General features: G+C 41.7%; 6 protein-coding genes. 2 read left to right on the top strand and 4 right to left on the bottom strand.

The genetic code is table 11. The features are described 5' to 3' along the window. Positions 1 to 89 precede the first annotated feature (89 nt). From LC653_RS11400 to LC653_RS11385, 4 genes are all read right to left on the bottom strand, one after another. The gene (locus LC653_RS11400) at positions 90 to 1,586 is read right to left on the bottom strand and encodes an NADH-quinone oxidoreductase subunit M (protein ID WP_229494581.1); all 1,497 of its coding nucleotides are present in this window, start codon (positions 1,584 to 1,586) and stop codon (positions 90 to 92) included. A gap of 130 nt (positions 1,587 to 1,716) precedes the next feature. Then, the gene (locus LC653_RS11395) at positions 1,717 to 2,433 is read right to left on the bottom strand and encodes a carbonic anhydrase (RefSeq protein ID WP_229494580.1); all 717 of its coding nucleotides are present in this window, start codon (positions 2,431 to 2,433) and stop codon (positions 1,717 to 1,719) included. A 52-nt stretch (positions 2,434 to 2,485) separates the two neighbouring features. After that, entirely contained in the window at positions 2,486 to 4,363 is a 1,878-nt protein-coding gene (locus tag LC653_RS11390) for an NAD(P)H-quinone oxidoreductase subunit F (RefSeq protein WP_229494579.1), read from the bottom strand. Between the two features lie 370 nt (positions 4,364 to 4,733). Continuing rightward, a complete protein-coding gene (locus LC653_RS11385) occupies positions 4,734 to 4,919 on the bottom strand; it encodes a hypothetical protein (protein ID WP_229486015.1) in 186 nt (61 codons plus the stop codon). A gap of 925 nt (positions 4,920 to 5,844) precedes the next feature. Between LC653_RS11385 and LC653_RS11380 the strand changes: the two genes are divergently transcribed. Beyond that, the gene (locus tag LC653_RS11380) at positions 5,845 to 7,317 is read left to right on the top strand and encodes a hypothetical protein (protein ID WP_229494578.1); all 1,473 of its coding nucleotides are present in this window, start codon (positions 5,845 to 5,847) and stop codon (positions 7,315 to 7,317) included. A gap of 730 nt (positions 7,318 to 8,047) precedes the next feature. Continuing rightward, positions 8,048 to 13,468, top strand: a complete 5,421-nt coding sequence (locus LC653_RS11375; RefSeq protein ID WP_229494577.1) for a phytase — start codon at positions 8,048 to 8,050, stop codon at positions 13,466 to 13,468. Positions 13,469 to 13,633: the final 165 nt, after the last annotated feature.

Below are 13,633 nucleotides of genomic sequence, written 5' to 3'. Positions count from 1 at the left end.
ATAGGTTTTGAGAGGTGATTTATCATGTCTGGGGGATAGGTTTTGAGACGCGATAAATCGCCGTCTCTACAAGTGTTTTGATTTATTTTCTATTTCAGCGCAACTTCAGAGATTACGGTTTTTTCTAAAGAGGGAATTGCAGCTACCATTGTTGTAGTTGTAGATTCACTCCAACGCACTAACCAAGTGGGTTGTACTCCCAAAAAGATGATAAAAGCTGCCAAAATTAAAGCTGGTATTTTCTCAGACGAAAGGACTTTGGGATAGTAGGCGAAGTTATCTAGTTTGCCAAAACAAGTGCGGTTGAGGAGGATGACAAAATAAACTGCGGTTAATCCACTAGCTACTACACACAAAATTGTCGGAATGGGAAAGATAGAGAAACTACCTTGAAAGACAATAAATTCTGCGATAAATCCTGTTAAACCGGGAATACCTGCACTAGCCATCCCACTTAAAACTAGTAAGGCACTAATTAGAGGTAAGCCGCGTATGGGACTCATCAAACCATTGAGTTTATCTAACTCGCGCGTTCCTACTTTGGCTTCTACAACTCCCACCAAGTGGAAGAGAATCGCCAGGATGATACCGTGGCTAAACATTTGGGCGACTGCACCTACAAGTGCTAAGGGAGTACTAGCAGCACCAGCTAGTAAGATATAGCCCATGTGACCGACGGAACTGTATGCTACCATGCGCTTGATATCTTTTTGAGCGATCGCAATTACTGCTCCATAGATAGCGCTGACTGCTCCCCAAATTGCCAGAGTCGGTGCAATAATACTCCAAGCATGAGGAAACATACCCAACCCAAATCGCAACAATCCATAAGTTCCCAGCTTTGCTAACACGCCACCCAGAAGAATGGCAATTGGTGCTGAAGCTTCAACGTAAGCATCCGGTAGCCAAGTATGGAAGGGAACTAAGGGAATTTTGATTCCAAAACCTAATACTATCCCTGCTAGTAAAAGGATTTGTTTTGCTGTTGAGAGATTTTCTGTTGAGACTGCATCAAAAGCAAAATTGGTAGAACCACTCAGCCACACCATACCCAAGAATGTTGCCAGAATTAATGCTCCCGAAACAGCAGTATAAATCAGGAATTTAATTCCAGCATAACCCCGTTTTTCTCCTCCCCAAATGGAAATTAGTAAGTAAAAGGGGATTAATTCTAGTTCGTAAAACAAGAAGAATAGTAGTAGATTTTCAGCCAAGAAAGCACCTGCGACTCCTCCACTAACTAATAAAATCATGGAGTAAAACAGCCGAGGGCGTTCAGTTTCTTTACTACTGCTGTAAATAGAAATCCAGGTGAGCAGGCTATTTAACACCAACATTAATATAGAAAGCCCATCAACACCTATTTGATAGCTCAATCCAAGGGTTTCATTCCAGGGTAAATATTCTTTAAATTGCATTCCTGGATTGCTGATATCAAATTTTAGCAGGATAAAAAGGTTCCAGAAGAGAACTATTCCAGAAAAAACTAATGCTGCTAAACGAATACGATCTTTAGGGATACTTACAGGTAATATTGCTATGAAAAGAGCAGCGAAAATTGGAAGCCAAATTAATACACTTAACATGGTAATTTTGTCCTTCGTCTTTTGTCCTTTGTCCTTCGTCCTTTGTCTTTCGTCCTTTGTGTTTTGCCCTTTATCCTTTATGGCTGACTCTTAGCCAATGACTAATGACTAATGACAAAGGACAAAAAAGCTAACTAACTACGCTGATTTTCCCAGTATCTAAATCGTAATAAGCTCCGACTATTTTCAGCTTTTCTGCCTTGATTAACTCAGATAAAACTGACGATGATTTCAACTTTTCAACTTGTGCCGCAATATTTGCTTTACAAGCATTTTCTAACTTATCTCCTGATTCTCCTTTTGAGCTTTCTACACTTGGTTTAATCGCTGCAAGCAAACTTCCAATTTGCCCTGGTACTTGAGCGCCTTTGATTGCGGCATCTACCGCACCACATCTCTCATGTCCTACTACCATAATGACTTTAGAACCTAATACTAAGCTGCCAAATTCTAGGCTACCAATTTCTTCTGGTGTGGCAATATTACCCGCTACACGGCAGACAAATAAATCTCCAAGTCCTTGGTCAAAAACAATTTCTGAAGGAACCCGTGAATCTGCACAACCTAGAATAGAAGCAAATGGCTTTTGACCTTTGGCAACTTCGACTAAACGTGAATAAGTTTGGTTGGGATTGCGACGTTTTCTTTTGACAAACCTGTCATTCCCATCTAATAACTCTTGCAATGCTTTATCGGGGGTGATTTCATCTTCTGCTGGAGCTTTTTTTTCGGCTGCAAGTAACTTTGAGCCAAGTCCGGCTGTCAATACACCTGTACCGATCGCACCTGCACCAAACTTGAATAAACTTCTTCTGGAAAGATTAAATCGGGAATGTTGTATGCTCATGGAATTCTCCTCAAAATATTAAACTGTCTGCTTGTAAGAAAACGCTGATTAACTATCCAAGTGTCGAAATTTGAAACATCAAATTTAAAAACTGCATTCCCCAAAATCGCCAAGTTACCCACATTCCTAAAACACCTACTCCTAAAAGAACGGTTAAGGCATAAAACTGGGTTTGACCAGAGGTGCTGTATTTAAGACCTTCACCACCCAAAAGCGAAAATAAACCAACGAAATTAACAATGCCATCGACTACAAAACGGTCAATCATATCGGCAAGTTGGGAAATTTTGGCAACGCTGAAGATAATCGTCATCCGATAGATATTGGGAGTGTAAAAATCGTATGCGATTAAGTCTTGTAAACCTTTCCAAGGCAAACGAATTGGTTTGGGAATATTGCTGAAATAAATCACGCCAGTTATACTGCAACCGAAAATACTCGACCAAATTAAAAGTAGTGCGACATCTTTATTGAGAGTTGCCCAATCTGGTAAAAGTGATAAGCTTTGCAACACTAAAGGAAGATGTAGACTGACACCAAGTAAAATCATCATTGGCAGAATCATCGGCCAGTGTGCTTCAGGTGATCGCTGACTCATTTGTGTAGCCTTACCGCCAAAAATTAAACCGAATTCTCTGGTTAAACTCACGGCTGTCAAAGCATTTACCGTTATTACTACTCCCACTAACCAAGGTTGCGTTTCCCACAAGCCATCTGCTAATTTGCTCAACGCCCAAAAACTACCCAAGGGTGGAAAACCAATTAATCCCAAAGTCCCGACGATAAAAGCTATTGCTGAAATCGGGCGACGTGTCCACAATCCGCCTAATTGGGTTACGTCTTGGGTGATGCTATTCCAAATAATTCCCCCGGTACTCATCACCAACAGGGCTGCTGATATGGCATGGGTGAGTACTAACAACAGCGCCGTTTCGTATTGTTGCACTCCCACGGCAATGAATACTAAACCCATGTAGGCACTGACAGAATAGGATTGGCAGCGTTTAAGATCAATTTGAGCGATCGCAATTAAAGAAGCACCTACCGCCGTAACTACCCCAATGGCCACCATAGCCGAGGAAACTATGGGCGAAATAGTTAACACAGGTTGCAATTTAATCAGCACCCATGCACCACTAGCTACTACTACGGAATTCCGCAAAATCGTACTAGGAACAGGGCCTTCCATCGCTTCATCCAACCACAGATGCAGGGGGAACTGGGCACATTTACCCATAGGCCCAGCAATTAAGGCTAAACCTACCAATGTCATTGTTGTCGGGTTGACGTTAGCAGTAGCCGCCCACTTGGTTAGTTCTGGATAACTCCAAGTTCCGGCGAGGGGCCATAATGCCAACACGCCCATCAGTAAGAATAAGTCTCCCACCCGCTTAGTTAAGAAAGCATCTCTGGCACCTGAGACTACTAACGGCTGGCTAAACCATAAGCCGACTAGTAGGTAGGTTCCCAGCGTCAGGACTTCCAAAATTACATAGCTGAAGAACAAGTTATTACACAAAGCAAGGGCACATAGTCCTGCTTCAAATAATCCTAATAAGGAATAGAAGCGTCCCCAACCCCAATCCATTTCCATGTAGCCGATGCCATAAATCTGCGCCAGTAAATTCAAGCCAGTAATCACAACCAAAGCGCCGATACTCACCGAGGATATTTCCAAAGCAATGGTGAGGTCTAAACCAGCTGTAGATAACCAAGGAATAAATACTTCTTGGGCTGGCTGATTCCAAGTTGCTTGTAAGGCGATCGCACTATGTACAAACGCCAAAAATGTCATTACCAAGTTTACATAACCCGCCGGTCTTGGCCCCGTTTTCCGAATGATCCCCGGCGACCAAGGTACGGCTAACAAGCCACCTATTAAGGCATAGCACGGAACTAGCCAAACAGTCTCAAGTAGAAACTGAGCCATCAACTTACCTCTATATTGTCATCAAAAATTTGGGGTTTTGAGTCAACTCGCGTTGATCCCCGTTAACCCAGTGATGTCTACGATAGGCTACCCCTACGCAGCTCAGACAAATTTATCTTTATTTAATTTTCTTAGAAACAGCTTACCGTTATCTTTGTCAAAATGGTATTACTTTATCTAAACAAATTTGAGATAAATACTCTAAATAAATCTTATATAAAAGACTATTTGAGTAATGAATAATAGCTATTGTTTTTTATCTATGAATTAACTGTTGGCTTAATCAATATTCATCATGAGTTTTTACTTATTGACATAAATGATAAAAGACGCAAAGGACTTGCGTCTCTACAATTCAGCTAAATGTAATTCACGCTTCGGTAATTTTGTCAACCTGCCAAAAAACAGAAATAATCGCAGGCGTTTGGTCAAATTGGCTGATGGGGGCGGGTTTCATGTCCCGGTAGTCCAACAGTTGGACTAAGATGAGGTAAGCGATCGCTAAAATGATCGAAATCGCACCTGTAATAATGGCAACTAATTTTGAACGCTCCATCAGTATTTCCTTTAATGCAAGTTATTGTACTGTGTCTATATCCACATTAATACTTGAGACACACACCACATACTTACCGATATATAGGACTCCTATTTAATTTTTGGCGTTGCTGAATCAAGGGATGATTCTTGTAGGGTGGGCGTCTCGCCCGCCCTGAAATACAAGGGACGGGCAAGATGCCCATCCCACAAAACTAGCAAAATCATCCCGCAAATATGCAACGCCTAATTTTTGAACAAGACTCAGTACGGATCTATGCTTTCTTTCCTGTTCCCTATTCCCTATTCCCTGTTCCCTGCCCACGCAAGTAAATTCAGGAATCAAACCGGATTCCTATACTTGCAGTTGATCAAAGTAACAATTTAGACGTTCCGCTAGGAATGCATTTACTTGCTGTTGAAAAAGAATTCAGATTTATCTTTACATAGTTTAGTTTTTTCGTGCCTACCTACTTATTGAAGCAAGATATCAATATGGAGTTTTGCTTACACTAGAAACATTTGCAACCCCTAAAAAGAGTGGCATAACATAACAAAGTTAAGTAAAAAGAGGCTTATAGCCATTCCCTATTACAGTTTCTTTACAGTTTATAAACATTATCTAAACATTATCAGTGACGAAGAAGCTACATACTTACTGTTATCTCGCTAGCATATTCACTTAGGGCTATTTCATTCTATACATAAACCGCCCAGAACTAAAGTTCTTTGGCTTTTAGCTAAAGTCCGTTAAAACGGACTAGAACCTTTTCTCAGTCATCTTTAGATGAATGAGTGCTATTAGACTCAGAATTCATTCTGAGGCGGGCTTTTCGGAGAATGAAATAGCCCTGCATATTCACTAGTGCGGGATAGTCACTTATATTTAAATTAAAACTGTCATGATTAGTATTACTAAATTAAATAGAATTGACTTTCTAGTTATGATTATTATTGTCATAATTGGTCTTATACATTTACCTTTTCCATTTGACGGAGATCAAGCATTTTTTCGGCTAGGTGCTTTAGAGATGCAACAAGGAAAATTACTCTATCGTGATTTTTGGGATGTCAAGCAACCAGGGATTTTCTGCTTTTATTTTTTGGCGGGAACTTTGTTTGGTTTTAATGAGATTGGCATCCATGCCTTTGAACTTATTTACATGCTATTTTTTTCTATAATATTGCTGCTGACTCTAAAAAGCTATTTTCGGCATCAGATAATCGCAAGCCTAGTACCTTTGTTAACGGTTGGTGTTTACTATGTTGTTTCAGGCGCTTGGCACCTTACTCAAGTTGAAGCACTGGTTGGTTTTCCTTTATTCCTTTGCCTTTGGCTAACTTTTCAATCTTTTAAAAACGAAGGAAAGCAAAGATTTATCTTGCTTTTACTGTCAGGCTTTATTGGCGGAATTGTCCTGCTATTTAAATTAATATTTTTGCTTATATTGTTTTCGTTTTGGCTAACTATATTGATGTATTCTGTATTAATAAAACGGCAGGGTATTCAAAAAATATTTATTGAGATTTGTTTGCCAATTTTTATAGGGATTATCTTTCCTCTTCTAGTCGTTGCCAGCTACTTTGCCTGGTACAATAGTTTTTCGATAGTGTATCAGACATTTTTTATATATCCACCTCTTATTATTGCTAATTCTGCATTAAATCAAAAAGACTTTGTTTCGGGAATAAAATGGTTTTTACAGAATTTTTACCCTTTAGCTTTACTAGCTATTATTGCAATAGATGCTTCATTGCGTAAGTCTAAGAATGTATTGACTTTGTTACTTGTTGTTTGGTGTGTTTTTGGTTTGAGTGTTATTACTTTACAATATAAAGCATTGTGGGAATACCATTTTTTACTATTGTTTGTACCCATAGGTATTTTAGCAGCTAAAGGATTAGATATATTATGGGACTATTTAAAAGAATTAAGGTCTCAAATACCGACAATTCTGCTGATATTTTTATTGTTATTTCCTTTATCATCCACTCTTACAAAAAAGAGTATGACTATGGTTAATAATAACTTTGCTTTAACTGAAGATACGCGATTAAAATATCAGACTGTCTTTAGAAAAAAATATCCATCTCTTCACTCAGAGGCTAGCTTTATCTCTCAAGCAGGAAGTCTTGCTGGTGAGATTTATGTAGCTGGTGATCCATCTATTTACTACTTTTCTGGTCGGACTCAAGCAACAATCCTACGTGGTTGGGCACTTGAATATTTTCTGCCTGAGCAATGGTTAACACTTAGAGAGCAGTTAGATTCATCAAAGCCTCCTTATATCTTTATTGATTATGGCCCCCAGGCTATAATCAAAGAAAATTTTCCCAAACTGCTAGAATTTGTTGAGCAAAAATACCAAATTTTACGTCAAAGTAATAATGGTATTTGGTATATCATCAAATCATAGTTGAAGAAGAATACAGAACTTAGAATGCAGAATGGAGTTCAATACTGCGTAGGTTTTGAGTCGATCCCCCCAACCCCCCTTAAAAAGGGGGGCTAAAAATGCCTTATTTTCCCTCAATTTATCGGGGAACTAAGGGGATCTCCAATAACTATGCACCAAAACCCGAGCAGTATTGGAATGGAGTTGCACTAGTAGTCTGTCAGCTTTTAATTGAGGGGTAAACAAGTTCGTAGTCAGGACTTTAGTCCTTGTTTTCTAAGCACGCTTTGTGTTTACTACAAACCCTTAAAACTAGCTTGACAGACTACTAGTATGAGGTAGGCGATCGCTAAAATAACAGAAATCGCATCTTTAAGCTGTGGGACAAAAGCATCCCTAAATCTGCAATTATTTTTTTCTTAACCCTTTGCTAGCCGTTTCTTAATCTTACTGGGATACTTTGAGAGTGCCCAATTCGCAACTGATAACAAAAAGTTATATAGCTGTCTTCTAATCATCTCTAAAAATAGTGTTTTAGAAGGCATATTTTATATTGTCCATGTTGATATTGCAAACTCTCTAACTGCAAAGATGCACTTCGCAGTTAATGGTCTTTTACTGACAATATAAATGATACTTACACTGAAAGTTTTTCCCACTTTTGCAGCGATGCAATTGGGCAACTTGGTTCTGTGGTCTTCGCAGACACCACTAATTTCCGCAAAACTTGAATCTACCCTAGCACCAACTTATGGTAAATAATAAGACAATCCGCTTTTCCCAATTCAATGCTTCCCTAAACCGCAGCGCTCAAGGCCAATTAGTGGCCGATTTGTCAACTCCCGATAATGCTCAGGCAAAAGCTGTGGCAGAAATTATCCAGCGTAACAACCCGGATGTGCTGTTAATTAATGAGTTTGACTACTCTCAAGAGGCAGTTCAACTATTCCAGCAAAATTATTTAGCTATCAGCCAAAACGGTGCGACTCCCGTTGACTACCCCTACTTCTATATTGCTCCTTCTAACACGGGTATTGCCTCTGGTTTTGACTTGAACAACAACGGCGCAGTAGTTACAACCCCAGGCGAACCGGGATATGGCGATGATGCCTTCGGATTCGGCAATTTTCCTGGTCAATTTGGGATGTTGCTGTTGTCCAAATATCCCATCGATACAGCTAACGTCCGCACCTTCCAAAACTTCCTCTGGAAGGATATGCCCAATGCTTTGCTTCCCGATGATCCTACAACACCACAGCCAAATGATTGGTATTCTCAGGAGGAATTGGAAGTTTTACGCCTATCCTCCAAAAGTCATTGGGATGTCCCAATCCAGGTAAACGGCGAGACAATTCATGTCCTCGCCAGCCACCCCACACCCCCAACCTTTGATGGGCCAGAAGACCGCAACGGGAAGCGCAATCACGACGAGATCCGCTTTTGGGCAGACTATATTACTCCTGGTAAAGGTAATTACATCTACGATGATCAGGGAAAAACGGGCGGGATTGCTGCTGGGTCAAGCTTTGTGATTGTGGGTGATCAAAATGCCGATCCGTTGGATGGTGATAGTTTTGACAATGCTATTCGCCAACTATTGCAAAACCCCAATATCAATACTAATGTCATCCCTAGCAGTCTTGGTGGCCCCCAACAAGCAGACTTACAAGGTGGTGCAAACGCTAGCCAAAACGGTAATCCTAGCTTTGATACCGCAGACTTTGCTGATACGGCTCCAGGAAACCTACGGACTGATTACGTGCTACCCTCCACTGACTTGACAATTGCCAACTCAGGAGTATTTTGGCCACTGAATACTGACTCAACGTTCCCCTTGGTGGGTACTTTTCCCTTCCCTAGTTCTGACCATCGCTTAGTATTTACAGATGTGCAAACTGGGCCAACTGAACCAGGTAAAACCATTCCTCGTATAGGATTTCAGGGGCAGTCTACTTTCGTTACTGGTTTTATTCCTGCTGGCGCGGCGGGAACTGTGAATGGAGGAGAAACTCCACTGGGTGGATTGTCTGGTGTCACCTACGATGCAGCTAACAACCGCTACTACGCTATCTCAGACGATCGCTCCCAATTTGGCCCCGCCCGCTTCTATACTTTCACTGCTGATACTGGGGTGACTTTTACCAATGTTACACCCCTGAAAGATAGCAATGGCAACTTATTTGCAACATTTAGCATTGACCCAGAAGGCATTGCTTTAACTAACAATGATACTGTTTTCATCTCTTCAGAGGGTGAAGTTAATCCTACTGCTGGTCGTATTACCAATCCCTTTATTAAGGAATTTTCCCTTACAACGGGGCAAGAAATAGGATCGCTACTTATTCCCAGCAAATTCCTGCCAGTAGTTGAGGATACCAACAGCAACGGTATTGTAGATGCAAGTGATACGCAGACATCAGGCGTTTACAATAATTTGGCATTTGAAAGCCTCACCATCACACCCGACCAGAAAACCCTATTCACCGCCACCGAAAACGCGCTTTCTCAAGATGGATTAAGGGCTTCACTCACTAGTGGCAGCCCTTCCCGAATTCTGCAATACAATCTACTTAGTGGACAAGCAGAAAAAGAATACCTTTATATTACTGATGCAATCCCCCAACCACCCAACCCTAGCTCAGGCTCTGCTGACAATGGCTTGACAGATTTACTCGCCATCGATAACCGGGGAACCTTACTGGCGTTAGAACGTTCCTTTGCACAAGGTGTCGGCAACACCATCAAAATCTACGAAGTTTCCTTGCAAGGATCAACAGACATTAGTTTCTACGATTCTCTCAATAATCTGAGTACTGAGCAACTAGCTGCTATCCAACCCGCTCAAAAGCGCTTACTGTTGAATTTAAATGATTTAAACTTGCCTAACGGTACAGATAACATCGAAGGTATTACCTTTGGCCCCAAACTAGCAGATGGTCGTCAGTCGATTGTGCTGGTAAGTGATAACAATTTCAATCAAAGCCAATTTACCCAAATTCTCACACTGGATGCAGACTTAGTTCCAACTGCTGCACCCACGCTAGAAACCCGTCCCGATTTGTTGGACGATGAAACACTCCCAGTTGATCAACGGGCTGATGCTGATGATCCTGCTATCTATGTTAATGCCACAAATTCTGCTGATAGCCTAGTATTGACCTCAGTCAAAAATGCCGGGCTGCGGGTTTATGACTTGTCTGGTAATTTGTTGCAAACAGTTAATCCGGGTGGTATTCGCTACAACAATATTGACCTGCAATACGGTTTTCAATTAGGCAATCAATCTGTTGATATTGCCGTAGCTAGCGATCGCGGTAATGATAAACTAGCAATCTTCAAAATTAACCCCAACCCTACCACTCCCGGTAACTACCTGGAAGACATCACCGACAGCAATATTGGAACCCTTTTCCAAGGGCTACCTTTTGCAGAACCTTATTCCTCATCTTCTCGGAGTGCTTACGGGCTTACTCTATACCGCAGTCCAATCACCAATGATTATTATGTCTTTGCCAATCGCCGAGAAACCGGAGATGTCGCTCAGTTTAAACTGATTGACAAAGGTAATGGCAAAATTGGGGCTGAACGAGTGCGAGAATTTACCGTACCGACAATTAGCGAACGCGATCCGCAAACAGAGGGTATGGTAGTAGACCAGGAAACTGGTTTCCTCTACATCGGCCAGGAAAATGTCGGGATTTGGAAGTTCCAAGCAGAACCAAACGGTGGCACAACTGGCAAGCTAATTGATCAAGTCAGAGATTTGGGTGGTAGTTATCTCACCGATGACGTAGAAGGACTGACCATTTATTACGGCAAAAATGGCACAGGCTACTTATTAGCATCTAGCCAAGGCGACAACACCTTTGTTGCTTACACTCGTGAAGGTAACAACGAATACCTAGGTAATTTTGCCGTTGGTAACAATGGGGCCATTGACAGCGTACAAGAGTCAGACGGTGCAGATGTAATTAACGTGCCACTGGGGCCTAACTTTCCATTTGGTTTATTTGTCACTCAAGATGGTTCCAATGAACCTGCCAAAATAGTTAGTGATGAAGGTGAAGAGGAAAATATAAGTTCTAACTTCAAGTTTGTACCTTGGGAAAATATTGCCAATGCCTTCCCTAATTCTCTAACTATCGACACCACTAGTTACGATCCACGCAATCCTGTTGCTCAACCCAAGCTAACTATCTATGAATTTGAAAACCTACCCAAGTTAGGAACAACCTCTGAAAATCAAGATATTTTCTTAGGTGGTTTCTCTGGATTATATTTTCAAGGATTTGCAGCAAATGGCAACCTAAAGTTTGTCACCAACACAGACCGAGGCCCCAATGGAGAATCTGAGGGTTCAAACAGACCATTTTTCTTACCCGACTTCCAACCAGAAATAGTCAGTTTTGAACTCAACCGCACCACGGGTGAAATCAGCATTACCAATAGAACAGGACTATTCCGTCAAGATGGGACAACACCATTAACTGGATTGCCTAATTTGCAAGCTGGGGCAAACGGTTTGGCTTACACTGATGAAATTGCTGTTGACTTAGACAACAATATTCTAGCTAACGATCCTTTGGGTGCTGACTTAGAAGGTATTGTAATTGCGGAAAATGGAGACTATTGGCTGGTAGATGAATACCGTCCGGCAATTTACCACTTTGACGTTAATGGTAAACTAATTGACCGCTTTATTCCTCAAGGAACTGCCACTGCACCCAACCCAGATCAACCAGTGGGAACTTTTGGAACTGAGGTATTACCATTCGTTTATGCCCAACGCCGCAATAACCGGGGATTTGAAGCTGTAGCCCTGGAAGGTACTAAATTATACGCTTTCATCCAAAGTCCCATTGACAATCCAGATGTTGCTAATGACGCGACATCTAAAGCTTCTCTCAACCTGCGAATTCTAGAGTTTGATATTGTCACCAAGCAGGTAACAGGAGAATATTTGTATCTCCTGGAAGGTTTACCGGCAACAGACAAAATTGGCGATGCAGTATCTTTAGGTAACGGCAAATTTGCAGTAGTTGAGCGAGATGATAATGGTACATCTGCTGGCAATAAACTAATTTACCAAATTGATTTAGCCGGGGCAACGAACATCAATAACCCTGCTAACTTTACTTTGCCAGCTAATAAAACCATCGAACAACTTTCCTCTGCGGAGTTAGTTGCTGCCAATATTATCCCTGTCACCAAAAGCCTAATCGCTAATGCCGCTCAATTGGGTTACACCGGGGTAGAAAAATTAGAAGGTCTGGCACTGGTAGCACCAAACACTCTAGCTTTGATTAACGACAACGACTTCAACATTACAGGTAATACGGCTGCTGAAAAACTTGGCATCTTGGAACTACCAAATAATCTGACAACTGTACAGCCTACTTTCCCGAACGGTTTTGGTTCTAGCAACAGCGATACTGTCAGTCTTGAGCCAGGACAATTCTTTAGTGCAGGTGATGGAGCAGACTTTGTAGAAGGCGCTCAAGGTAACACAATCATAGCTGGAAACGGTGATGACACAGTGCTTGCAGGGAGTGACTCTTCAGTTTCCGGGAATGACGGTAATGATCAGATATTTATTGGTCAAAATGGCCCGGTTCAAAATACCAGTGCTGATGGTGGCAATGGTGATGATTTGATTGTCGTGCTAGAAGCCAGTGGTAGTAATAATTTGTTTGGGGCGGCAGGTGATGATCGTCTCACAGTAATTGAAGGTTCTCGCCAATCATTATTCGGTGGCTCAGGCAATGATACCCTTAGCAGTGGCGGTAGCAATAACCGTCTCTACGGTGGTTCTGGAGATGACAAACTCTTCTCTAATGTCAATGATTCGCTATTTGGTGGCGATGGTGATGATGTGCTATTTGCCGGTCAACAGGGTAGCGGCCTCAGTGGTGGTGCTGGTGCTGACCAATTTTGGATTACCAATGGTAGTCTGCCAATTAGTAATAACATCGTGACTGATTTTACAGTCGGGATTGACAAAATCGGGCTTGGTGGTGTTGGCGTAACTCAATTTTCTGGGCTAACACTGTCGCAACAGGGTAGTGATACTTTGGTGAAAATCGGAAATACAGAGTTGGTTTCATTGCTAGGAATTATCTCAACCAGCCTAACCGCAAATGACTTCGTTTTCTCTGCTAGCGTCGTGGCTTAGTTTGTTGCCTAGTGTTATCCCAATCCTAAATCATATCATGTCCGCCAAATTACCCATAATAAAAGAACCCCACCCCGCCAAAGCTGTGCTTTGTCTCCCCTCCCCGCTTGCGGGGAGGGGTTGGGGGTGGGGTTCTTCGGGTTTAATAAGTAATCAAGCGGACAT

The sequence above is a fragment of the Nostoc mirabile CHAB5784 genome, from assembly GCF_020829645.1.
Lineage (GTDB): Bacteria > Cyanobacteriota > Cyanobacteriia > Cyanobacteriales > Nostocaceae > Nostoc > Nostoc mirabile.
Note: the sequence above shows the minus strand (reverse complement) of the source record. Positions and strands in the feature narration are given on the sequence as shown.

Coding starts and splice junctions, on each gene's coding strand:
- LC653_RS11375 (WP_229494577.1), top strand. CDS start 8,048: ATGGTAAATAATAAGACAATCCGCTTTTCCCAATTCAATGCTTCCCTA.
- LC653_RS11400 (WP_229494581.1), bottom strand. CDS start 1,586: ATGTTAAGTGTATTAATTTGGCTTCCAATTTTCGCTGCTCTTTTCATA.
- LC653_RS11390 (WP_229494579.1), bottom strand. CDS start 4,363: ATGGCTCAGTTTCTACTTGAGACTGTTTGGCTAGTTCCGTGCTATGCC.
- LC653_RS11380 (WP_229494578.1), top strand. CDS start 5,845: ATGATTATTATTGTCATAATTGGTCTTATACATTTACCTTTTCCATTT.
- LC653_RS11385 (WP_229486015.1), bottom strand. CDS start 4,919: ATGGAGCGTTCAAAATTAGTTGCCATTATTACAGGTGCGATTTCGATC.
- LC653_RS11395 (WP_229494580.1), bottom strand. CDS start 2,433: ATGAGCATACAACATTCCCGATTTAATCTTTCCAGAAGAAGTTTATTC.